At 72.6% G+C, this 22,195-nt stretch carries 19 protein-coding genes; 6 read left to right on the top strand and 13 right to left on the bottom strand.

What is annotated here, in order from left to right:
- From DY240_RS07835 to mraZ, 5 genes are all read right to left on the bottom strand, one after another.
- Positions 1 to 247: Mur ligase domain-containing protein (locus DY240_RS07835; protein ID WP_233552648.1), on the bottom strand; the 247-nt coding region annotated here is incomplete at its 3' end.
- A 19-nt stretch (positions 248 to 266) separates the two neighbouring features.
- The gene (locus DY240_RS07840; RefSeq protein WP_119659386.1) at positions 267 to 2,348 is read right to left on the bottom strand and encodes a peptidoglycan D,D-transpeptidase FtsI family protein; all 2,082 of its coding nucleotides are present in this window, start codon (positions 2,346 to 2,348) and stop codon (positions 267 to 269) included.
- Positions 2,348 to 2,728: an FtsB/FtsL family cell division protein gene (locus tag DY240_RS07845; protein WP_119659387.1), complete on the bottom strand. Its 381-nt coding sequence runs from the start codon at positions 2,726 to 2,728 to the stop codon at positions 2,348 to 2,350. Before DY240_RS07845 ends, DY240_RS07840 begins: the two co-directional genes overlap by 1 nt.
- Positions 2,725 to 3,681 carry a 16S rRNA (cytosine(1402)-N(4))-methyltransferase RsmH gene (gene rsmH, locus DY240_RS07850; RefSeq protein ID WP_119659388.1) on the bottom strand — a complete coding sequence of 319 codons (957 nt, stop codon included), beginning with the start codon at positions 3,679 to 3,681 and terminating at the stop codon, positions 2,725 to 2,727. Before rsmH ends, DY240_RS07845 begins: the two co-directional genes overlap by 4 nt.
- A 172-nt stretch (positions 3,682 to 3,853) precedes the next feature.
- Positions 3,854 to 4,285, bottom strand: a complete 432-nt coding sequence (mraZ, locus tag DY240_RS07855) for a division/cell wall cluster transcriptional repressor MraZ (protein WP_119659389.1) — start codon at positions 4,283 to 4,285, stop codon at positions 3,854 to 3,856.
- 680 nt (positions 4,286 to 4,965) lie between these two features.
- Between mraZ and DY240_RS07860 the strand changes: the two genes are divergently transcribed.
- Genes DY240_RS07860 through DY240_RS07870 form a run of 3 tightly spaced genes read left to right on the top strand, consistent with a single transcriptional unit; the run spans position 4,966 to position 9,602 of the window.
- On the top strand, positions 4,966 to 5,916 hold the full coding sequence (locus DY240_RS07860) for an AAA family ATPase (RefSeq protein ID WP_119659401.1): 951 nt from the start codon (positions 4,966 to 4,968) through the stop codon (positions 5,914 to 5,916).
- A gap of 6 nt (positions 5,917 to 5,922) precedes the next feature.
- The gene (locus DY240_RS07865) at positions 5,923 to 7,245 is read left to right on the top strand and encodes a DUF58 domain-containing protein (protein WP_119659390.1); all 1,323 of its coding nucleotides are present in this window, start codon (positions 5,923 to 5,925) and stop codon (positions 7,243 to 7,245) included.
- Entirely contained in the window at positions 7,245 to 9,602 is a 2,358-nt protein-coding gene (locus DY240_RS07870; RefSeq protein ID WP_158602776.1) for a transglutaminase family protein, read from the top strand. The genes DY240_RS07865 and DY240_RS07870 overlap by 1 nt, the downstream gene beginning before the upstream one ends.
- Before the next feature lie 200 nt (positions 9,603 to 9,802).
- Here DY240_RS07870 and DY240_RS07875 read toward each other — a convergent pair whose 3' ends face one another.
- From DY240_RS07875 to mgrA, 3 genes are all read right to left on the bottom strand, one after another.
- Positions 9,803 to 10,228: a DUF3040 domain-containing protein gene (locus DY240_RS07875; protein WP_119659392.1), complete on the bottom strand. Its 426-nt coding sequence runs from the start codon at positions 10,226 to 10,228 to the stop codon at positions 9,803 to 9,805.
- A 133-nt stretch (positions 10,229 to 10,361) separates the two neighbouring features.
- Complete coding sequence (locus tag DY240_RS07880; RefSeq protein WP_119659393.1) at positions 10,362 to 11,123, bottom strand: class I SAM-dependent methyltransferase; 762 nt, start codon at positions 11,121 to 11,123, stop codon at positions 10,362 to 10,364.
- A gap of 4 nt (positions 11,124 to 11,127) precedes the next feature.
- A complete protein-coding gene (mgrA, locus tag DY240_RS07885; RefSeq protein ID WP_119659394.1) occupies positions 11,128 to 12,189 on the bottom strand; it encodes an L-glyceraldehyde 3-phosphate reductase in 1,062 nt (353 codons plus the stop codon).
- A gap of 18 nt (positions 12,190 to 12,207) precedes the next feature.
- Between mgrA and DY240_RS07890 the strand changes: the two genes are divergently transcribed.
- The gene (locus tag DY240_RS07890; protein ID WP_119659395.1) at positions 12,208 to 13,029 is read left to right on the top strand and encodes a spermidine synthase; all 822 of its coding nucleotides are present in this window, start codon (positions 12,208 to 12,210) and stop codon (positions 13,027 to 13,029) included.
- Positions 13,030 to 13,720: 691 nt separating this feature from the next.
- Positions 13,721 to 14,389 carry a DUF998 domain-containing protein gene (locus DY240_RS07895; protein ID WP_119659396.1) on the top strand — a complete coding sequence of 223 codons (669 nt, stop codon included), beginning with the start codon at positions 13,721 to 13,723 and terminating at the stop codon, positions 14,387 to 14,389.
- Between the two features lie 59 nt (positions 14,390 to 14,448).
- Here DY240_RS07895 and DY240_RS07900 read toward each other — a convergent pair whose 3' ends face one another.
- The 4 genes from DY240_RS07900 to DY240_RS07910 all read right to left on the bottom strand — a co-directional run bounded on the left by DY240_RS07900 (position 14,449) and on the right by DY240_RS07910 (position 20,079).
- Entirely contained in the window at positions 14,449 to 17,322 is a 2,874-nt protein-coding gene (locus DY240_RS07900; RefSeq protein ID WP_119659397.1) for a vitamin B12-dependent ribonucleotide reductase, read from the bottom strand.
- 74 nt (positions 17,323 to 17,396) lie between these two features.
- Positions 17,397 to 17,912 carry a transcriptional regulator NrdR gene (gene nrdR, locus DY240_RS07905; protein ID WP_119659398.1) on the bottom strand — a complete coding sequence of 172 codons (516 nt, stop codon included), beginning with the start codon at positions 17,910 to 17,912 and terminating at the stop codon, positions 17,397 to 17,399.
- A 709-nt stretch (positions 17,913 to 18,621) separates the two neighbouring features.
- Complete coding sequence (locus tag DY240_RS31325) at positions 18,622 to 18,828, bottom strand: hypothetical protein (RefSeq protein WP_147375230.1); 207 nt, start codon at positions 18,826 to 18,828, stop codon at positions 18,622 to 18,624.
- Between the two features lie 792 nt (positions 18,829 to 19,620).
- Positions 19,621 to 20,079 carry a LysM peptidoglycan-binding domain-containing protein gene (locus tag DY240_RS07910; RefSeq protein WP_119659399.1) on the bottom strand — a complete coding sequence of 153 codons (459 nt, stop codon included), beginning with the start codon at positions 20,077 to 20,079 and terminating at the stop codon, positions 19,621 to 19,623.
- Between the two features lie 217 nt (positions 20,080 to 20,296).
- On the opposite strand from DY240_RS07910, the gene lexA reads away from it, so the two are divergent.
- Positions 20,297 to 21,022, top strand: coding sequence for a transcriptional repressor LexA (gene lexA / locus DY240_RS07915; protein ID WP_233552650.1), 726 nt, complete (start codon positions 20,297 to 20,299; stop codon positions 21,020 to 21,022).
- 86 nt (positions 21,023 to 21,108) lie between these two features.
- Here lexA and DY240_RS07920 read toward each other — a convergent pair.
- The coding region (locus tag DY240_RS07920; protein WP_147375231.1) for an ATP-dependent DNA helicase at positions 21,109 to 22,195 on the bottom strand (1,087 nt) is incomplete at its 5' end.

A 22,195-nucleotide genomic window follows, 5' to 3' on the forward strand; every position in this document is an offset into this window, starting at 1 on the left:
CGGCCGCGAGCCGCACGCCGTCGCCGTCGGTCATGATCGCCGCCGCGCCGGCCGCCGCCGCGGCCGCCGCGAACCGGGCGCCGTGCGTCACCGCGCCGGGCAGCGCCATGTAGAGATCGCCGGGCCGGACCTGCCGCGAGTCGTGTGTGACGCCCGTCACCAGCACGTCCGCCGGCGCGGCGGCGTCGAGCACCGTCAGCGGCAGCGGCGTGACGTGGCGGGGTCGCAGTCCTGGGCGGTCGGGCACGACAGAGCAATCTACTCGGTCAGTCGGCGAAGAGTGGCACCTGCGGCGCCTCCGTGCCGGTCGGCGCCACGCCGCCCTGCTCGAGCGCGAACCGCATGATGTCGGCGAACGCCGGGCCGGCCAGCGCGCTGCCCGAATTGCCGTTCTGGGGGTCGAACAGCGACACGACGACGACGTACTGCGGGTCGTCGGCCGGCGCGAAGCCCATGAACGAGGAGTTGTAGTCGGCGTAGCAGCCGCACTCGGGGTCGACCCGCTGCGCGGTGCCGGTCTTGCCGGCGATGCGGTAGCCGTCGACCAGCGCGGGCCGGCCGGTGCCGCCCTCGCCCATGACGGCCTCCATCATCGTGGTGACCTCGGCCGCCGTCTCCTCGCTGATCACGCGCTCCGGCGCCGGCGGCTCCACCGGCGTCTCGCGCCCGTCGGCGTCGATGGTCGCCGCGACCAGCCGCGGGTCGACCCGGACGCCGCCGTTGGCGATGGTGGCGTACGCCGACGCCATCTGCACGGCGCTGACCGAGATGCCCTGGCCGAAGGCGACGTTGTCGCGGGTCAGGTCGGTGAAATCCTCGCCGGACGGCAGCCGTCCGCCGGTCTCGCCGGGCAGCCCGAGGTCCGGCGCCTCGCCGAACCCGAACCGCTGCAGGTAGTCGTGGTAGACGTCCTTCTCCAGCAGCTCGGCGGCCAGGACGGTGCCGACGTTGCTCGACTTCGCCACGATGCCGGCCAGCGTCATCTCGTCCTCGCCGTGGCTGTAGTAGTCGTGGATCGTCTCGCCGCCGCGCCGGATGCTGTCGGGGACCGAGAACGTGGTCGTGTGGTCGGCCAGCCCCTGGTCGACGACGGCCGACATGGTGATCGGCTTGAACACCGAGCCCGGCTCGTAGGCGTCCTCGACGGCGGCGCTGCCGCGGTCGGCGGCCTCGGTCTTGCTGGGGTCGCCGGGATCGAAGGCGGGCGTGGCCGCCAGCGCGACGATCTCCTGCGTGTCGACGTCCATGACGACGGCGACCCCGTCGGCCGCGCCGGCGTTCGCGACCGCCTCGGTGAGCACCTGCTCGGTGTACCACTGCACGTCGCTGTCCAGCGTGAGCCGCAGCCCGGTGCCGGCGACCGGCTGGCTGACGTGGTTCGACGAGCTGTTCGGGATGCGGATGCCGCCCGGGCTGAACTGGTAGGTCGCCTCGCCGTCGACGCCGGCCAGCGTCTGGTCCATCGACTGCTCCAGCCCGGTGAGGCCCAGGCCGTCGGCGCCGAGGAACCCGACGACGTTGCCGGCGACGGTGCCCGCCGGGTAGTCGCGGGCCGGCGCGGGCGTCGCCGAGAACCCGGGCAGGCCCAGCGCCCGGATCTGCCGCCAGACCGACCCGGGCACCTCGCGCGCGACCACCACGTACCGGTCGTCGCCCGTCAGGGTGCGCTGCAGGTCGGCGGCATCGGTGCCGAGGATGCTCTCGAGCTGCAGCGCGTAGGCGGCCGGGTTGGCCACCTGCGTCTGGTCGACCTCGAGCGTGTACGCCTCGACGGTGCTGGCCAGCGGCTCGCCGTCGCGGTCGATGATGGCGCCGCGGTCGGCACGCACCGGCACCGTCTTCAGGCCGATCTGGTTGGCGACGGCGGCGTACGTGGACGCGTCGATGCCCTGGAGCTGGATCAGCCGGCCGCCGAAGAGCGAGAGGATCACGCAGACGCCGACCAGCGTCACCCGCAGCCGCTTGCGCGGGTCGGCCAGCCGGACGGTGCGCGGCTGCTTCGGCGGCTTGGGGCGCCTGGGCGGCTTCGGCGGACGCGGTGTCCTGCTCGCCTTGGGCGCCCGGACCGGGCCCGCGGCTCGGGTCGCCGACGCGACGGCGCCGGCATGCACCGGCTTGGGAGCGCTCTTGCGCGCGGCGGTCTTCCGGGCCGGCTTCGGCGCGCCCTTCGCGACGGCCGCCTTGCGGGCCGGCTTCGGGCCGGCCGTCCGGCTGGGCTTCGGGGCGGACTTCGGCGCCGGCCGCGCGGCACGTCCCGCCGCCGTACTCCGTCGGGCACCCGCCCCGGCTCCCCGTCCGGTCGCGCTGCGGCCGGCCGATCCCCTGCCGCCCTGGCGCTTGGGCGGCATCAGCCGGCACCACCGTCGTCGCCGGACGAGGAGCCGGGCAGCTCCAGGAACGTGGGCGCCTCCTCGGCCGGGACCATGCCCATCCGGGTCGCCTGCTCGGCCAGCGCGTCCGGCGCGCTGCGGGCGGCGACGCGGTCGGCGAGCTCGGTCTGCCGGTCGCGCAGCTCGTCGGTGGTCGACTGCAGCTCGCCCAGCTCGAACGCGCCCTGCTGCAGCGCGGTGTTGAGGACCAGCAGCCCGATCAGGCCGATGCCGAGCACCAGCAGGACCAGCACGACGAACGGGGCGCGCGGAGCGCGGGAAGCGCGCAGCGGCACGCTGCGCAGTGCGGGCCGCCGCGGCGCGGCGACGGGTGCGTAGGCGCGTTCGACGGCGCTCATGCTGCCTCCCTGATCCGCTCGACCGCGCGCAGCCGGGCCGACTGCGCACGCGGGTTGGCGGCGATCTCGTCGCTGGTGGGCGGCTCGGACCGGGTCAGCAGCCGCAGCTCGGGCCGGTGCTGCGGCAGCTCCACCGGCAGTCCGGGCGGCGCCGAGCTGGTCGACCGGGCGGCGAAGAGCTGCTTGACGATGCGGTCCTCCAGCGAGTGGTACGAGAGCACGACGATGCGGCCCCCGACGGCGAGCGCGTCGACGGCGGCCGGCAGCGCCCGCTCGAGCGCGTCCAGCTCGCCGTTGACCTCGATGCGCAGCGCCTGGAACGTCCGCTTGGCCGGGTTGCCGCCGGTGCGGCGCGCCGGCGCGGGGATCGTGTCGCGGATCAGCTCGACCAGCCGGGCGCTGGTGTCGAACGGCGCCCGCCTGCGCTCGCGCACGATCGCCGCCGCGATGCGCGACGCGAACCGCTCCTCGCCGTAGCGGCGCAGGATGCGGGTGAGATCGGCCGCGGCGTAGGTGTTGAGCACCTCGGCCGCGGTGATGCCGGTGGACTGGTCCATGCGCATGTCCAGCGGCGCGTCCTGGGCGTAGGCGAAGCCTCGCGCGGCCTCGTCCAGCTGGAGGGAGGAGACCCCCAGGTCGAACAGGACGCCATGCACGCGCCGGATGCCGAGGCCCGCCAAGACGTCGGCGATCCGGTCGTAGACCGCGTGCACGCCGGTGAACCGGTCGCCGAACGGCGCCAGCCGCTCGGTGGCCCGGGCCAGCGCCTCGCGGTCGCGGTCGAGGCCCACCAGGTGGGCCGTCGAGCTGCGGCGCAACAGGGCCTCGGCGTGCCCGCCGAGGCCCAGCGTGGCATCGACGACGTAACGCCGCTCGTCCTCCTGGAGCGGCGGAGCGAGAAGCTCGACGACGCGGTCGAGCAGCACCGGGACGTGCGCCCCCTGCTCAGTCATCGACACCCCCGCGTCTCTTCGTCGTTGCCTGGTGTTGCCGTGTCGCGGCTCGTACGACCAGGTCCCCGCCCGCTCGGGCTTGCTTGCCAGCTCTGGCCGCTTGGCACCGGGGAAGGTGTGTCAAGCGGTTGAGCGGCCGGAGACCTCGTCGTGCGTTCCCACGCGACGGCGGTCAGAAGATGCCGGGCAGCACCTCCTCGGAGATGTCGGCGAACATCGGTTCCTTCTCCGCCTGGTACGTCTCCCAGGCCTGCTCGGACCAGATCTCCACCCGCGTCATCGCACCGACGACGGTGCACTCGCGCTCCAGACCCGCGTACGTGCGCAGACCCGGCGGGATGGTGATGCGGCCCTGCTTGTCCGGGACCTCGTCGCTGGCCCCCGCCGCCAGCATGCGAGCGAAGTCGCGCGTGCCCTTGTGCGTGATGGGGGCGGCGCGCAGCTGCTCGGTGAACCGGAGGAACTCCGCACGCGGCCACACGTAGAGACAGCGCTCCTGCCCTCGTGTGATCACGACGCCCTCCGCCAGTTCGTCCCGGAACTTCGCCGGGAGGATGAGCCGCCCCTTGTCGTCCAGCCGGGGCGTGTGGGTGCCGAGGAACACGGCCCACCTCCCCGCCGTCCGCCGCGACCGTCACCGGAGCCTCCGGTGACCGCCCCCTCGGACCACTCTTCCTCCATTGCCCGCCACTCTACTCCACTCTCCCCCACTTGCAACCACATTCAGCCCCACCGCGCCCCACCACGCCCCACCGCGGGCCGATCGGGCGACGGCGAGCGACACCGCCGTGGCGGATGTCGACGCAGGTCAGGACGGCAGCGGAGGCACCCGGCCCACGCGTGGAGCGTGGTGGGGAGCGGAGTGGGGACCGCCGGGCGCCGACGGCCGGCAGGGACGCCTCCGGGCCGCGGCGCCGGACGACGTGCCTGGTCGACGGGGCCTGGGATGCCGGGTGGGGGCCGCGGTGGAGCGGAGTGGGGAATGACGCGGCCGGCTCCCGATGATCATGAGCCGTTCCGGCCGCTGGCCACGGGAATGTCCGCTTCGGATGGATGCGCGTGCATAGGGAGTGGACATAGGATCTGCGGGTAAGCGAAAGCCGGGGCCGATCGGAACCTGCGGGACGGGTCAGACGTCGCACACTGCGAGACTGGACAGCGGAATTCCGCGATCGGCCGAGGCACGTCACGCCGACGAGGTCGGGGATCGAAGGAGGAAACGTGCCTGAGCCGTTCAACCCGGGCCGTCATCAACAGCAGGGCCCCAGTGACGTCGTACCCGAGCTGGCGCTGAGCGACCTCGCCGACACCGCGGCCCGCATCCAGGCCGCGATCGGCTCGGTGGTCGAAGGGAAGCCCGAGGTCATCAAGCTGGCCCTCACGGTGCTGCTGGCCGAGGGCCACATCCTCATCGAGGACGTCCCCGGCGTCGGCAAGACCATGCTGGCCAAGTCGGTCGCCCGCGCCATCGACTGCTCGGTGCGCCGCATCCAGTTCACGCCCGACCTCATGCCCAGCGACGTCACCGGCGTCTCCGTCTTCAACCAGGAGAGCCGCGAGTTCGAGTTCAAGCCGGGCGGCGTGTTCGCGAACATCGTCGTCGGCGACGAGATCAACCGCGCCTCGCCGAAGACGCAGTCGGCGCTGCTGGAGTGCATGGAGGAGCGGCAGGTCACCGTCGACGGCACCACCTACCAGCTCGAGGCGCCGTTCATGGTCGTCGCCACCCAGAACCCCATCGAGATGGAGGGCACCTACCCCCTCCCCGAGGCGCAGCGCGACCGCTTCATGATGCGGCTGTCCATGGGCTACCCGTCGCCGCGCGACGAGATCGAGATGATCGACACCCACGGCTCGACCAGCGCGCTCGACCCGCTCGAGCCGGTCACCGACGCCGCACACGTCCACAAGCTGGTCCGGCTGGTGCGCGGCGTGTACGTCGCCGACCCGATCAAGGAGTACGCCGTCGCGCTGACCACCGCCACCCGCACGTCGCCCGACCTCCGGCTGGGCGCCTCGCCGCGGGCGACGCTGCACCTCATCCGGGCGGCGAAGGCGTGGGCGGGGCTGGAGGGCCGCGAGTACGTCCTGCCCGACGACCTCCAGGCGCTGGCCGTGCCGGTGCTGAGCCACCGGCTGCTGCCGACGGCCGAGGCGCAGATCGGCCGCCGCGACGCCGCGAGCATCGTCGCCGACCTCCTGCAGCGCATCCCGCAGCCCGAACCGGCACGGTAGGGGTTCATGAACGACGCGCTGTCCGGGCTCACCCGCCGCGGCTGGGCCTTCCTGGCCGTCGGCGGCGGCGCCATCGTGGCCGCCGTCCTGGCCGGGCAGCGCGACGTGCTCCGGGTCGGGCTACTGCTGGTCGTCGTCCCGGCCATCAGCCTGGTCGTCGCGCTGCGCAGCCGGGTGCGGCTGGCGGCGTCGCGGTCGGTCGAGCCGCCGCGGGTCTCCGTCGGCGAGCGGGCGACGGTGCACCTGCGCCTGGCCAACTCCGCGCGCATCCCGACCGGCGTGCTGCTGGTCGAGGACAGCATCCCGTTCACGCTCGGCGCCCGGCCGCGGTTCGTCCTCGACCACGTCTGGTCGCGGTTCCGGCGCGACGTCACCTACGCCATCGACCCCGTCGTGCGCGGGCGGTACAAGGTGGGCCCACTGACGGTGCGGGTCACCGACCCGTTCGGCATGGTCGAGCTCCGGCGCGCGTTCAGCGACGTCGGCACGCTCATCGTCACGCCGACGGTGCACCAGCTGCCGCCGGTGCGGCTGGTCGGCGAGTGGAGCGGCAGCGGCGAGAGCCGGCCGCGGGCCATCGCCGCCGCGGGCGAGGAGGACGCGACGATCCGCGCCTACCGCATCGGCGACGACATGCGCCGCGTGCACTGGCGGGCCACCGCCCACCACGGCGAGCTGATGGTCCGGCGCGAGGAGCAGCCCTGGCAGAGCCGCGCCACCCTCCTGCTCGACACCCGCACGTCCGGCCACACCGGCGAGGGCATCGACTCCTCGCTGGAGTGGAGCGTCACCGCGGCGGCGTCCATCGGCGTACACCTGGCCGAGCGCGGCTACGCCGTCAGGCTGGCCACCGACCACGGCGGCGCCGTCTCCACCAACTGGCACGACCCCGCCAGCGGACCCGGCGACGCCAAGGTGTCGCTGCTCGACGCGCTCGCCGTCGTCCAGCCGCAGCGCGACGCGTCCGTCGGCCGCTGGCCCGACCTCCTCAGCGGCGCCGAGGCCGCCACCGGCCTGCTGGTCGGCGTGTTCGGCCGGCTCACCGAGCAGGAGGCCCGGGTCGTCGCCGGGCTGCGGCAGGGGTCCACGGCCGCGCTGGCCGTCGTCCTCGACGTCATGTCGTGGACGTCGCTGGGCGAGAACAGCCGCGAGCAGGTCCGGCTCACGGCCAGCATCCAGGTGCTGCGCAGCGCCGGCTGGAACGTCATCGTCGCCAAGCGCGGCGAGCACCTGGCCACCCTATGGGAGCGGCTCGGGCTGCAGCGGCCGGCCGTGCAGGCGGCGGCTCGGCCCCCCGCCGGCGTCGCGAGCGAACGAGAGGCGAGCTGATGTCGTCGCTGAGTGCACACGGCCGGCTGACCATCGTCGCCGCGGTGGCGGCCTGGCTGTCGGTGCTGCCGCTGTTCGCGATCACGCAGACCGACGACTGGATCGTGCCGGCCGCCATCGGGGTCGCGCTGGTCGCCGGCACCGGGTACGTGCTGCGCAAGCTCGGCGTGCCGGCGCTGCTGGTCCCGATCGCGCAGCTGGCGGTCGTGACGCTGTGGCTGGGCGTGCTGGTGGCCAACGACGTCGCGCTGCTCGGCTTCATCCCCACCACCGACTGGGCGACCCGGCTGGTCGACGTGTTCCAGGAGGGCCTCGACGTCACCTCCACCTACGTCGCCCCCATCCCGGTGCCCCGCGGCATCCTCATGCTGGTGGTCGGCGGCGCCGGCCTCGTGGCGCTGCTGGTCGACGCGCTCGCCGTCTGGCTGCGCCGGGTCCCGCTCGCCGGCGTGCCGCTGGCCGCCTGCTACGGCGTCGCGGCGTCGGTCATGACCATCGGGCTGGACTGGTGGTGGTTCCTCCCGCCGGCGGCCGGGTTCCTGGCGCTGCTGGTCTCCGAGGGACGCACCCGGGTCGCGGCGTGGGGCCGGTCGGCCAGCCCGTCGGCGCGGCGCAGCGGGATCCCCGAGACCGACTCGCTGGCCCGCAACGGCCGCCGGGTCGGCGCGGTGGCGCTGGCGGTGGCGGTCGCCGTCCCGGGCATCGCACCGGTGCTCACCGAGGGCGTGCTGGGTCCGGGCCGCGGTGGCGGCGGCGGTGGCGGGCAGACCATCCGGACCGACAACCCGATCATCGACCTGCAGCGCAACCTGCAGCGCCGTGAGAACGTCGAGGTGCTGCGGTACACCTCCTCCGTCGAACAGGCTGCCTACATCCGCATCGTCACGCTCGACGTGTTCGACGGCGAGGAGTGGAAGACCTCCGACCGCCCCGTGCCCGACTCCGTCAGCTCCGAGCTGCCCTGGCCGCAGGGGCTCGACCAGGCCGACTGGCCGGTCGCCGACTACGACATCCGGGTCACCGAGAACTTCAGCTCCAGCTGGCTGCCGCTCCCCTACCCCGCACGCACCATCGACATCGAGGGCGACTGGCGCTACCACGCGCCGACCCTGGACGTCGTGGCCGACGGCGACGACGTCCGCGCCCGCTCCTACAACGTGCAGAGCCTGGTGCTCGAGCCGACGGTCGACGCGCTGAGCAGCGCCGGGCCGCCCAGCGACGACGTCGACGCGATGCTCGAGCTGCCCGACGAACTCCCGCCGCTGGTCACCGAGCTCGCCGACGAGGCCACCGAGGGCGCCGCCAACGACTTCGAGAGGGCCGCCGCCCTGCAGCGGTGGTTCCGCCAGCCGGGCAACTTCGAGTACGACATCGAGGCCAGGGGCGGCCACAACGGCGACGCGCTCGTCGAGTTCCTCAACGACCGTCGCGGCTACTGCGAGCAGTTCGCCGCCACGATGGCCATCATGGCCCGCTACCTGGGCATCCCGGCGCGGGTCGCCGTCGGTTTCACCACCGGCACCTACCAGGGCAACGGGACGTACCTCGTCCGCTCGCACGACTCCCACGCCTGGCCCGAGCTGTACTTCGAGGGCTCCGGCTGGGTCCGGTTCGAGCCCACGCCGGCCACGATCACCGGCACCGCGCCGGAGTGGACCGAGGTCCCGAACCAGGCTCCCAACGTGCCCAACGCCGACCCGACCGCTCCGGAGCAGCAGCCGTCGAACACCGCCCCGGCCATCCCGCGCGACGACCAGCTCGGCGGCGGCGCGGCGTCCGGCGAGCAGGATCCGCCGTCGCAGTGGCCGCTGATCGTGCTGGGTGCCCTGGCGCTGCTGGCGTTCTTCGCGACCCCGACGGTGGCCGCGCGCATCGGCCGCGAGCTGCGCTGGCGCCGGGCCGCCGACGATCCCGGCGCCCTCGCCGAGGCCGCCTGGGCCGACCTGCGCGAGTCCGCGCGCGACGCCGGCCACCCGTGGGACCCCGCCGCCACCCCGCGGGTCACCGGCCGCCGGCTCGCCGCCGCCGCCTCGCTCGACGACGACGACCACGAGCTCCTCGACCACCTCGTCGGCGCCGTCGAGCAGGCCCGCTACGCCCGCCGGCCCGCGCCGGTCGAGGCGCTGCGCGAAGACACCGCCATGGTGCGCCGCTCCATCGCCCGCTCGGCCTCAGCGGGCCGGCGGGTCCAGGCCTTCCTGCTGCCGACCCGGCTCCGCGACAGCGCCGTCGAGGCCAACCGCCGGCTGGTCGACGGCTTCGACTGGATCGACGCCACCGGCGAGCGGCTGCGCACGTCCGTCGCCGCGGCCGCGACGCGCCGCCGGCTCCCGGCACCGCCTCCGCCGGCGGAGTGATCGACCGGCCGGTTGTGGCGGGCTGTGGACCGCGATGATCCTCGAGGATCGCTGACATCGCTGGGATTTCTCCCGCTCCGCCGACCGCCGAGGCGGACACGCGGCCCCGAGCAGCCGAGCGGGCGCATGGCCGCGCCTGCCTGCCCCGGAAACGCGAAAGCGCCGCCCGAAGGCGACGCTCGACCGCGTGGTTCGACGAGCTACTGCCCGTAGCCCCGTTCGCGCCGGTTGCGCCAGCGCTGCTCCATGCGCTCCATGAACGAGCCGCTGTTGCGCGGGCCCTTCGGGCGGCGCTGGCGGCGAGGCGAGCCGGGGCTGATGTCGGGAACGTCACTCGCGGCCGCGCCGTCGGTGGGCGGGACGCGACGCCAGGAGGTGACGGCGTAGAAGGCCGAGCCGAGCATGACGACGAAGCCCGCCACGCCGAGCGCGATCACCTGGGTCACCGCGCCCGTCATGAGCATCACGACACCGACGACGAAGACCAGACCGGCAAAGACCGCACGCCGCCGGTACCGCCGCCGCAGATCCGCGCCACGCATGGCGGTGGCGAACTTCGGATCCTCGGCGAGGAGCGCCTGCTCCATCTGCTCGAGCAGCCGCTGCTCATGATCGGAGAGTGGCACCGTTCCCCTCCAATGAACACGGAAATCTATGGGCACCTGCTGTAAGGACCAGCATATGCGGCCGACGCCACCGAAGAAAGCCGGGCGCTCGACCGAAGCCGGTCGATGTCGACGTACCCGCCCGGCGGCCCGATCACACGTCCGCCTCAGCGGCCTTGGCGGCGAGCACGTGCAGGGCCGCGGCCACCGCCCGGAACGCCGGATACGCGACGAGGGCGGCCTCGAGCTCGGCGAGCGAGGCCACCTCGGCGGGGTCGTCGGCGACGCTGCCGGCGACGAGGTCGGTGAGCACCCGCACGCCGTGCACCTCGTCGACCCGCAGCCCGGCCCCCGTGAGCAGCGCCCTGACGCCGTCCTCGTCGAACCGGCGCGGCAGCGGGTCAGAGCCGCCCCAGCGGCCGTCCGGGTCGTCGAGCAGCCGGCGCGCGTCGGCGAAGTGCCCGGCCAGCGCCTTGGCCAGCACGGCGGCGTACCGCTGGGCGACGACGACGCTGGCGACGCCGCCGGGGCGCAGCGCCGCCGCGATGGCCGTCACGGCGCCCGAGACGTCCTCGACCACCTCGAGCACGCCGTGACACACCACGACGTCGGCGCCGGCCGGGCCGACCACGCCGGCCAGCCCGGCGGCGTCGCCCTGGACGCCGGTGACCTGGTCGCCCACGCCCGCCTCGGCGGCCCGGCGCGCCAGCGTGGCCAGCGCGTTCGGGCTCGGGTCGACGACGGTGACGCGGTGGCCGATGCGGGCCAGCGGCACCGCGAACACGCCGCTCCCGCCGCCGAGGTCGACGATGTCGAGCTCGCGACGGCCGGTGGACGCGCTCAGCGCGCCCAGCGCCTCGTACAGCTGCGTCCAGATGGCCTCGGTGCGCGGGTTGCGGCGCAGACGCTCGTTCATCGCGTCACGCGTCGCTCGACCGGGCCCAGAGGTTCAGCCCCGCCTCGACGGCGTACTTGTCGATCTCGGTGAGCTCGTCGTCGGTGAAGTCGAGGCGGTCCAGCGCGCCCAGGCTGTCCTCGAGCTGCGCCACCGTCCGGGCCCCGATCAGCACCGACGTCACCCGCTCGTCGCGCAGCGCCCACGACAGCGCCAGCTGCGCGAGCGTCTGTCCACGCGACTCGGCGATGCCCGCCAGCGCGTTGAGCCGCTCGACGACGTCAGGCGTCACCAGCGACGCCGAGAACGACCCGCCGCGGGCCGCGCGGGAGTCGTCGGGCACGCCGCCGAGGTACTTGTTCGTCAGCAGGCCCTGGGCCAGCGGCGAGAACGCGATGACGCCGAGGCCCTCGTCCGCGCACGCCTCGAGCAGGCCGGCCTCGATCCACCGGTTGAACATCGAGTAGGACGGCTGGTGGATGGCCAGCGGGGTGCCCAGCTCGCGCATGATGGCGACCGCCTCGCGGGTCCGCTCGGGCGAGTACGACGAGATGCCCGCGTACAGCGCCCGGCCGGACCGGACCGCGGTGTCGAGCGCGCCCATCGTCTCCTCGAGCGGCGTGTCGGGGTCGAACCGGTGCGAGTAGAAGATGTCGACGTAGTCCAGACCCATGCGGTTCAGCGACGCATCGAGGCTGGCCAGCAGGTACTTCCGCGAACCCCACTCGCCGTACGGGCCGGGCCACATGTCGTAGCCGGCCTTCGTCGAGATGATCAGCTCGTCGCGGTACGGGCGGAAGTCCTCGGCGAAGATGCGGCCGAAGTTCTTCTCCGCCGAGCCGGGCGGCGGGCCGTAGTTGTTGGCCAGGTCGAAGTGGGTGACACCGCGGTCGAACGCCGTACGCAGGATGGCCCGCTGCGTGGCCAGCGGCGACTCGTCGCCGAAGTTCTGCCACAGGCCCAGCGAGATGGCGGGCAGCTTCAGGCCGGTGCGGCCGCTGCGGCGGTACGGGGTGTCGAGGTAGCGCGCTTCGTCGGCCCGGTACGGGGCGCCTACGTGGAGGTTCCTTGTCGGACGGTCAGCCATGCTGCGAACCTATCGCTCGTGTCCCCGTCCCGCGCCAGCGACCGTCCCCGTCCCGAACGCTTCGCCGGAGTCCACGGCATCGACTCCGGCACCGTCGAGCTGGTGCCCGACCGCTCCGACCCGGGCGGCTGGTCGATCCTCGTCAATCGGGTGCCCAGCTCGTACGTGCACCTGGGCGACCCGACGCGACTGGACTTCGAGTACATGCAGTGGGCCGGCCACGTCCTCGACGTCGCCGCGCCGCCGGGCGCGCGACTGCCGGCCGTCCACGTCGGCGGGGCCGGCTGCACCCTGGCCCGGTACGTGGCGGCGACGCGTCCCGGCTCGCCGCAGACGGTGTTCGAGGTCGACGCCCTGCTGGTCCGGATCATGCAGCAGGCGTTCGGGCTGCGCGGGGTGCGCGGGTTGCGGCTGAAGACTCAGGACGGGCTGGAGGGGCTGCGGTCGCTGCCGGACGCGTACTCGGCCGTCGTCATCCGCGACGCCTTCGACGGCTCCCAGGTGCCGCCGCACCTCGCCGACGCCGGGTTCTACGCGGAGACGGCGCGGGTGCTGCGCGCGGACGGGGTCTACATCGGCAACATCGCCGACACCGCGCAGGTGCGCGAGTCGCGGGTCGAGGCGGCGACGGCGCTGGAGGTGTTCACGCACGTCGCGATGATCGCCGAGCCCGGCCAGCTGCGCGGCCGCCGGTACGGCAACGTGGTGCTCGTGGCGTCGCAGGCGCCGCTGCCGGAGGACGCGCTGGTCCGCAAGCTCGCCGGCGGCGCCGTCCGCGCCCGCTACGTGGAGCCGGCCCGCGTGAAGGAGCTCGTCGCCGGCGTCAAGCCGCGCCACTGACCGTACGTCCGCTTCTGGCGACCAGTGGCAGCGTTCGCTGGGCTCCCCGTCCCCCTGCTGCCCCATTCTCTCGCCGCGAACGTGCGCGTCAAGCGGACTAGTGGCGCTTCGCGCGGCGATGACCGCTTGACTCGCCCGTCCCCGGCCAAGAACGGGCAGTTATCAGGGGACGGGGAGGATGTGGGCACGACTCACGGTTGGCCTGCCCGTTTCGCCCCGCTTTGCCGGGTTGCAGACGGCGATGATCATCCAGGATCGCCTACATCACGAGGATTACGTGAGCTTCACCAGGTCTGTAGGGGTGTTGACGCTTGGGGAATCCTCGTGATGGTCGCCGAATCGCGGTGAAATCTCGCGATGTGGACGCCCCACGACACCAACGCCACACAGAAGCGGCCGAACAACGCGGTGTCGTCGCCGCTCTTCCCCGTCCCCCTGATAGCTGCCCGCTCTTAACCGCGGGCGCGCGGGTCAAGTCCAAGCGCCCCAACCACAGCGAAGCCCCACCACAAACGCGCGCGGACTTGAGGCGCGCGCCCGCGGCCAAGATCATCGGGCAGCAGGGGGACGGGCCCAACCCCGCGATCACAACGCGACCCTCACCGACAATCTCAGCAGTATTGACAACTATTCTTTTCGGTGGAAGCGTTGGGGCATCCGCACAACAGGACAGCTCGGAAGGACCGGGACCATGACCGCCATCGCCGCCACCCCCACCATCAGCCCCGCCACCGCGACCACGGCGACCGGCCGCGCGTCCCGCCGGCTGCTCACCGCCGGGCTCGTCGCCGGCCCGCTGTACGTCGCGACCGTCGTCGGCCAGTACCTCCTCCGCGACGGTTACGACCCGACCCGGCACGCCGCGAGCGTGCTGGCCAACGGCGACTACGGCTGGGTGCAGATCGCGAACTTCGTCGTCGCCGCGGCGCTGACGGTGGCGGCCGCCGTCGGCATGCGCCGGTCCGGCGTCGCCGGCACCTGGGCGCCCCGGCTGGTCGGCGTCTTCGGGGTGTCGCTGCTGGCCGCCGCGGCCTTCGTCGCCGACCCGGTCGAGGGCTTCCCGCCCGGCACGCCGGCCTCGGCCGCCGGCACCATGAGCTGGCACGGGTTCGCCCATCTGGCCGCCGGGACCGTCGGTTTCACCTGCCTCGCGATCGCCTGCTTCGCGCTGGGCCGCCGGCTGCGGCGGGACGGCCGCGGCGGCGCCGCCTACTCCGTCGCCAGTGGGGCCGTGGTCCTGGCCGGCTTCATCGCGGTGTCGGCGAGCGCGGGCGCCAGCTGGGGCGTGCTCGCCTTCACGGCCGGCATCCTCGCCGGCTGGGCCTGGCTCGCCGTCACCTGCGCCCGGCTGGCCCGCTGACCCCGAACATACGAGACGGCCGCAGGGGAGAGTTCCCTGCGGCCGTCGTCGTGTGTGCGTCAGCTGCAGCCGCTGGTGGAGCCGCAGCCCTCGCAGACGTAGCAGCTGCCGGCCGGGCGCATCTTCGTGCCGCAGGTGAAGCAGAGCGGCGCGTCGGTGCTGGTGCCCTGGATGACCTCGAGCAGCTCGGCGGACGTGTGCGCCTCGACCGGAGCCGGCCGGGCGGAGGCGACGTCAGCGGCAGGGGCCGCCTTGGCCGGCGCGGCCTCGGCCTTCACCGGGGCCGACTGCCGGAGCGTGTCGACCTCGACCTCGACGTCGGAGTCGGGGGTGTACTCCCCCGTGTCGAGCTGCCGGGCCCGCTCGGACGCCGTGTAGATGCCGAGCGCGGCGCGCGACTCGAACGGCAGGTGGTCGAGGGCGAGGCGACGGAAGATGTAGTCGACCACGCTCTGCGCCATCCGCACGTCGGGGTCGTCGGTCATGCCCGACGGCTCGAAGCGCATGTTGGTGAACTTCTCGACGTAGGTCTCCAGCGGGACGCCGTACTGCAGCGCGATGGAGATGGCGATCGAGAAGGCGTCCATGATGCCGGCGAGTGTGGAGCCCTGCTTGCCCAGTTTGAGGAAGACCTCGCCGAGGCCGTCGTCGGGGTAGGAGCCGGCGGTCATGTAGCCCTCGGCGCCGCCGACGGTGAACGACGTGGTCCGGCTCGGCCGCGTCTTCGGCAGCCGCTGGCGGGTCGGCCGGTACTCGACGACGACATCCTTCTCGGGCGTCTTGTCGGCGGTCTTGGCCTTGGCGTCGGACAGCGGCTGGCCGACCTTGCAGTTGTCGCGGTAGACGGCCAGCGCCTTGAGGCCGAGCTTCCAGCCCTGCAGGTAGATCTCCTCGATCTCCTCGACGGTCGCCGACTCGGGCATGTTGACCGTCTTGGAGATGGCGCCGGACAGGAACGGCTGGACGGCGGCCATCATGCGCACGTGGCCCATGGGCTCGATGGCCCGCGGCTGGCCGGCGGCGCAGTCGAACACCTCGTAGTGCTCGGGCTTGAGGCCGGGGGCGTCGACGACGTTGCCGTGCTCGGCGATGTACTCGACGATGGCCTCGATGGTCTCGTCGGCGTAGCCGAGCTTCTTCAGCGCCTTCGGGACCGTCAGGTTGACGATCTGCATGGAGCCGCCGCCGACCAGCTTCTTGAACTTGACCAGCGAGAAGTCGGGCTCGATGCCGGTGGTGTCGCAGTCCATCATGAAGCCGATGGTGCCGGTGGGCGCCAGCAGCGAGGCCTGGGCGTTGCGCCAGCCGTTCTTCTCGCCGATCTTGTTGCCCTCGGCCCACACCTTCGTCGCGAGGCTGCGGACGTCGGCGTCGAGCGCCGAGACCGTCCGGAGGTCGTCGTTGGCGGCCGCGTGCTTGCGCATGACCCGGGCGTGCGCCTCGGCGTTGCGGGCGAAGCCGTCGTACGGGCCGACGACGCCGGCCAGCTCGGCGGAGCGCTTGTAGGCGGCGCCGGTCATCAGCGACGTGATGGCGGCGGCCAGCGCCCGGCCGCCCTCGGAGTCGTAGGCCAGGCCCGACGCCATGAGCAGCGCGCCGAGGTTGGCGTAGCCGATGCCGAGCTGGCGGTAGGCCCGGGTGGTCTCGGTGATCGCCTCGGTCGGGAAGTCGGCGAAGGTGATCGAGATGTCCATCGCGGTGATGATCAGCTCGACCGCCTTGGCGAACGTGGCGCCGTCGAAGCTCCCGTCGGGCTGCAGGAACTTCATCAGGTTGAGGCTGGCGAGGTTGCAGCTGGAGTTGTCGAGGCTCATGTACTCCGAGCACGGGTTGGACGCGGTGATGCGGCCGGTCTCGGGGTTGGTGTGCCAGTCGTTGATGGTGCCGTCGTACTGGATGCCGGGGTCGGCGCACTCCCACGCCGCCTGCGCCATGTCGCGGAACAGCTTGCGCGCGTCGACCGTCGAGATGACCTCGCCGGTCATGCGGGCCCGCAGGCCGAACTCGCCGCCGGACTCGACCGCGCGCATGAACTCGTCGTTCACCCGGACGGAGTTGTTGGCGTTCTGGTACTGGACGGAGACGATGTCGGCGCCGCCGAGGTCCATGTCGAAGCCGGCGTCGCGCAGCGCGCGGATCTTGTCCTCTTCGCGCGCCTTCGTCTGGATGAACTCCTCGACGTCGGGGTGGTCGACGTCGAGCACGACCATCTTCGCCGCGCGCCGGGTGGCGCCGCCGGACTTGATCGTCCCGGCCGAGGCGTCGGCGCCGCGCATGAAGCTGACCGGGCCGGAGGCCGTGCCGCCGGAGGACAGCAGCTCCTTACTGGAGCGGATGCGCGAGAGGTTCAGGCCGGCGCCGGAGCCGCCCTTGAAGATCATTCCCTCTTCGCGGTACCAGTTGAGGATCGACTCCATGGAGTCGTCGACGGAGAGGATGAAGCACGCCGACACCTGCTGCGGCGACTTCGTGCCGACGTTGAACCACACCGGCGAGTTGAAGCTGAACACCTGGTGCAGCAGCATCCAGGTCAGTTCGTGCTCGAAGACCTCGGCGTCGTCGGGCGTGGCGAAGTAGCCCTCGTCCTCACCGGTCGTCCGGTACTTCTTCACCACCCGGTCGATGAGCTGGCGCAGGCTCCACTCACGCGCGTCGGTGCCGACGGCGCCGCGGAAGTACTTCGTGGTGACGATGGTCGACGCGTTCAGCGACCAGAAGTCGGGGAACTCGACGCCCTTCTGCTCGAAGACGGTCTCGCCGGTCTTCCAGTTCTGCTGGACGACGTCGCGGCGCTCCCACGTCACCTCGTCGTACGGGTGGACACCGGCGGTGGTGTAGATGCGCTGGACGCTCAGCCCGCGCGCCTTCTTCGACCGTGCGCCCGGCTTGCTCCCCGCGCTGTTGCGGCTGGGCCCGCTCACCGTCTCCGTCATGGACCTTCCTCACTTCCCCCGGCTTTACCCGTGTGTCCGGGCCTGTCATTCGGTTGTCGTGCTGGACTGCTGGCTCACGGTTCCGCGACGGTCAGCGTGGAGTCGCGCTCCTCGCCCTCCTCGTCGCGGTGACGCTGGGCCCGCTCGCGGTCGGCCCGCAGCGTCGCGATCTCGTTCTCGAAGTCGTCCAGGCTGTCGAAGTCGCGGTAGACGCTGGCGAAGCGCAGGTACGCGACCTCGTCCAGCTCGCGCAACGGGCTCAGGATGGCCAGGCCCACCTCGCGGCTGGGGATCTCCGCGCTCCCCGACGCGCGGAACTGCTCCTCGACCCGCTGGGCCAGCCTGGCCAGAGCGTCCTCGCTGACGCCCCTCCCCTGGCACGCCCGGCGCACCCCGGCGACGACCTTCTCGCGGCTGAACGGCTCGGTGACCCCGGACCGCTTCACCACGGCGAGCGTCAACTGCTCGACGGTGGTGAACCGGCGCTCGCAGGCCAGGCACTGCCGCCGCCGGCGGATGACGGTGCCCTCGTCAGCGGTACGGCTGTCGACCACCCGGCTGTCGGCGTGACGGCAGAACGGACAGTGCATGCGGGGCACCTCCTCGGCGCTGGACCTGTGGACGAGATGGGGACAACTTGTGCACTCTCGACCACTACCTGTGGACAGCTTACACCCGTGTAACTACTAGATATAGGGGTACCGTACGTCCGCCAGAGCGTCGCCTGCAACCGACATCGCCGGACTCGGCGGAGGGTCTTTCAAAGCCGCAGGTCATGGATGAGTCGATCAAGCGCGTCGGCGCGTCGGGCGATTCAGCGCAGAGGTGAACGCCGTTGGTCGCCGTGGGCCGTCCTCGGGGCGGTTCTCGCAGCTCACGAGCTGTTTCGCCGCTTGACGTGGGCCGAGGGGCCGCCGCGGGCTGGTACGGCCTGTGGGTTGTGGATGACGGCGGATGCGTCGGGCTGTGGACACAAGATGTGGGGTGAGGGTTCGCCGGGCGTGGCGTCGGTGTGGTTTGCCGCGTTGGCCGGCCCAAGATGGTCCCGGACCCAAGGCCCGCTGTTCTCAGCTCCGCTGGGCGCTCGCTGGCCGTAGGTGGTGTTCGGCGACCGACTCCGCTCGGTTCGTTCCCCGCTGGCCTCCTCGGACCCCGAGATGATCACGTTCACCACGAAAACCCGTGTCGTACTACGCCTGCAATCGTGTCGACGGTCGAGAAAACCTCATGACGGCCCACCCCACCCGCCGGAAAGCGCTCACCACAGCCCGCGCCCATGATCATCGGCGATCGCTGGCGTCATAGCACCAGTGATCGCCGATGACGATCCACGCACGGCAGGCAGGCACGGCTGTTAGCCGCCGCGTTCGATGCCGACGTCGGCGCCATGGTGGTGACGACGAACGCCGCGGCAACGCCGTGACGGCCGGGCGGCTCGTCGGCGACGTCACCGTGACGACCTGACCCGGACCCTTCGGTGTGTTCATCCAGGATCGACCACAGCATCAGGTGGTCGAACCTGGATGATCACCGAGACAGCACGGACGAGCCACCGCGGATGTCCCGATCGGCGGTCTGCGTGAGCTTGGCTCGCCGAAAGCGACCATCCGTGCCGGATAGGCCCGATTCGTGGAGCACTTCGGCGTGCCAAGGCAGCGGCCACCGACATCGTGACGACGATGCCGACATCATGACGACCACGCCCCGACGCGATCGCCGCGCTCTCATCCGGACGCCCGATGTCGCCCACGCCGTCATTCTCGATGGCGGCCAACACACGGCAGACAGCCGCCAGCGGACAGCAACGCACAGCGGAGCCGGTCGCCCACCCACCGCCAGGCCGACGGCGGCCAGCGGACAGCGACGCACAGCGGAGTCGGTCGCCGAACCACGAACGGCCAGACGGCGGCCAGGGGACGGCAACACACAGCGGAGTCGGTCGCCCCGAGGGTGCCCACCGCAAGCGGCCAGCGGAGCGCGAACAGCCAGCGGGCCTGAACGCCCGGGCCACTTCTTCCCCGGCCGCCTGATGCTGTTCCCCCGAGGGCGCGGCGGCGCGGGTCAAGCGGTCTCGCCGGCGCGAAGCGCCCACCAGTCCGCTCGAGGCGCGCCGCCGCGCCCTCGACACTCGAAGAGCAGGAGGCCGAGGACCCACCAACGCTCAACGAGCGGCGAACNGAGCAGGAGGCCGAGGACCCACCAACGCTCAACGAGCGGCGAACCATGGCGCACCAGGGGAAGTGGGGGGCATGGAGGCGATGCCCATCCCGTCCACCCGGCGCACCGGACCGGGGCAGGCTACCGGCCGGACGGGATCTGGATGAGGTCGCCGGGGCGGATGTCGCTCGCCGAGGAGAGGCCGTTCAGCTCCATGATGGCGGCGACCGTCTCGCGCGGGTCGGCCGTCGGCGCGGCGTCGGTGGCGAGTTCCCAGAGGGTGTCGCCGCCGCGGACCTCGACCGTGGTGACGGCCGTGGCGCCGCCGGAGCCCGCGGGTGCCTCCCAGGGACGGACGAACGCCAGCGCGCCGGCGACGATCAGCATCAGCCAGGCGAACCCGACCACGACACGCCCGCGCCGGGTGAGCCGGGCACCGTGCAGGCTGGGCTCGGCCGAGCCGACGCACGGCACCGGAGTCGGGCGCCCGGCGGGCCGCCGGCGCGCGACGTGGCGGCGGGGCACGTCGGTGCGCTCGGGCTCGATCACCACCCGCGTGCGGGACTCGAACGGCGGGATGTAGGTCGTCGTCGTCGCCATGGTCAGCCTCCGGTCTATGTCGCACAACCGTTCGATAGAACGACTGTACGAAACGTTGTACACGCTGCCACTGACAAAGTCGAGACACGTTCGAACAGATGTTTGATCGCGTCTTGCATTCCGGCTACTCTGACCTCATCAATCGACCCTGCGACGCGTTTTCGAACGCACGCTGCGAAGCGCCGTCGCATCGACCGACATAGCCGGAGGTGCCGTGGTGGCCAAGAACGAGGACGAGGAGCGCGGCGACGCAGCCGGCGCCTCGGTGCACAACTTCCCGGAGACACACCAGCATCCCGCCGACCTGACGGTGCGGCAGCGCAAGGTGCTCGAGGTCATCCGCGAGTCGGTGAGCCGGCGCGGCTACCCGCCCAGCATGCGCGAGATCGGCGAGCTCGCCGGCCTCTCCAGCCCGTCGAGCGTCGCCCACCAGCTGGGCGTGCTCGAGAACAAGGGCTACATCCGCCGCGACCCGCACCGCCCGCGCGCGCTCGAGGTGCTTCCTCCCGGGACCGCGCCCGGCGACTTCACCCGGCAGGTGATGGAGGACGAGGAGAGCAACCTGCCGACGCCGTCCTACGTGCCGATGGTCGGCCGCATCGCCGCCGGCGGGCCGGTGCTCGCCGAGCAGGCGGTCGAGGACGTCTTCCCGCTGCCGCGCGAGCTGGTCGGCGAGGGCACGCTGTTCATGCTCCGCGTCGTCGGTGACTCCATGGTCGACGCCGCCATCTGCGACGGCGACTGGGTGGTCGTCCGGCAGCAGCCGGTCGCCGAGAACGGCGAGATCGTCGCGGCGATGATCGACGGCGAGGCGACGGTGAAGACGTTCAAGAAGCGCGACGGCCACATCTGGCTGCTCCCGCACAACGCCGACTACGAGCCCATCGACGGCGACGACGCCACCATCCTCGGCCGCGTGGTCGCGGTCATGCGCCGCATCTGAGCTCACCCAGCCGGCATCGGCCGGGGCGTTCAGGCCACCACCCGCCCCGGCCGATGCTCAACCTCGCGGCCGCGACGACGAACGCCCTACGACGACACCGCCAGCCGCCGCAGCGCCCCTGAGACGACTGCCTTGTCGGTGGTGAACCACATCGGCGGCAGCGACGCCCGCAGGTAGCCGCCGTAGCGGGCGGTGACCAGCCGGGGGTCGAGCACGGCCACCACGCCGCGATCGGTCGAGCGGCGGATCAGCCGCCCGGCGCCCTGCGCCAGCAGCAGCGCCGCATGCGTGGCCGCCACCGACATGAAGCCGTTGCCGCCCGCCTTCTCGACCGCCCGCTGCCGCGCCGACGCCAGCGGCTCGTCGGGCCGCGGGAACGGGATGCGGTCGATGACCACCAGCTGGCACGACCCGCCCGGCACGTCGACGCCCTGCCACAGGGAGAGCGTTCCGAATAGGCACGTCTTCTCGTCGGCCGCGAAGGTCCGCAGCAGCGTCGCCACCACGTCCTCGCCCTGGCACAGCACGGGCAGGTCGGGCAGCCGCTTGCGCACCGCCTCGGCCGCCTCCTGCGCCGCCCGCCGCGATGAGAACAGGCCCAGCGTCCGGCCGCCGGCCGAGGCCATGAGCTCGACCAGAACGTCGACCGCCTCGGGACGCAGGCCGTCGCGGCCGGGCGTCGGGAGGTCGCGGGCGACGTAGAGGATGGCCTGCTTGCCGTAGTCGAACGGCGACCCGACGTCGAGCGAGCGCCACGCCGGCGCCCCCTCGCCCAGCAGCCCGAACGCTCCGGCGGCGGCGTCGAACGACCCGCCCAGCTCCAGCGTCGCCGACGTCGCCACGACGGTGTTCTGCCCGAACAGCCGGTCGCGCAGCAGCCCGGCCACGGACAGCGGCGCGACCCGCAGCGACCGGCCGCCGCGCTCGCGGTCCTCGACCCACACGACGTCGTGCTCGCTGTTGGCCACCAGCCGCTCGGCCGTGCCGTACACGTCGTCGATCATCGTCTTGGCCGCCCGCCGCGCCGCCTCGACGTCGGCCGCGCGCTCCTCGCGGGCCGACCCGGCGAACCCCGACTGCACCGCGCGGGCGGCGTCGCGCACGCCGACCAGCGCCGCCAGCAGCCCCTCGGGCAGGGCGTCGAGCCGGCCGACCGGCGCGTCGAGCAGCGCC

This window comes from Jiangella rhizosphaerae, from assembly GCF_003579925.1.
Lineage (GTDB): Bacteria > Actinomycetota > Actinomycetes > Jiangellales > Jiangellaceae > Jiangella > Jiangella rhizosphaerae.

Bases quoted from the DNA above. Each gene is read 5' to 3' on its own strand.
- rsmH (WP_119659388.1), bottom strand. From the start codon at position 3,681: ATGACTGAGCAGGGGGCGCACGTCCCGGTGCTGCTCGACCGCGTCGTC.
- nrdR (WP_119659398.1), bottom strand. From the start codon at position 17,912: ATGCACTGTCCGTTCTGCCGTCACGCCGACAGCCGGGTGGTCGACAGC.
- DY240_RS07895 (WP_119659396.1), top strand. From the start codon at position 13,721: ATGACCGCCATCGCCGCCACCCCCACCATCAGCCCCGCCACCGCGACC.
- DY240_RS07840 (WP_119659386.1), bottom strand. From the start codon at position 2,348: ATGCCGCCCAAGCGCCAGGGCGGCAGGGGATCGGCCGGCCGCAGCGCG.
- mgrA (WP_119659394.1), bottom strand. From the start codon at position 12,189: ATGGCTGACCGTCCGACAAGGAACCTCCACGTAGGCGCCCCGTACCGG.
- DY240_RS07910 (WP_119659399.1), bottom strand. From the start codon at position 20,079: ATGGCGACGACGACGACCTACATCCCGCCGTTCGAGTCCCGCACGCGG.
- DY240_RS07870 (WP_158602776.1), top strand. From the start codon at position 7,245: ATGTCGTCGCTGAGTGCACACGGCCGGCTGACCATCGTCGCCGCGGTG.
- DY240_RS07865 (WP_119659390.1), top strand. From the start codon at position 5,923: ATGAACGACGCGCTGTCCGGGCTCACCCGCCGCGGCTGGGCCTTCCTG.
- DY240_RS07845 (WP_119659387.1), bottom strand. From the start codon at position 2,728: ATGAGCGCCGTCGAACGCGCCTACGCACCCGTCGCCGCGCCGCGGCGG.
- DY240_RS07900 (WP_119659397.1), bottom strand. From the start codon at position 17,322: ATGACGGAGACGGTGAGCGGGCCCAGCCGCAACAGCGCGGGGAGCAAG.
- DY240_RS31325 (WP_147375230.1), bottom strand. From the start codon at position 18,828: ATGCTGTGGTCGATCCTGGATGAACACACCGAAGGGTCCGGGTCAGGT.
- DY240_RS07880 (WP_119659393.1), bottom strand. From the start codon at position 11,123: ATGAACGAGCGTCTGCGCCGCAACCCGCGCACCGAGGCCATCTGGACG.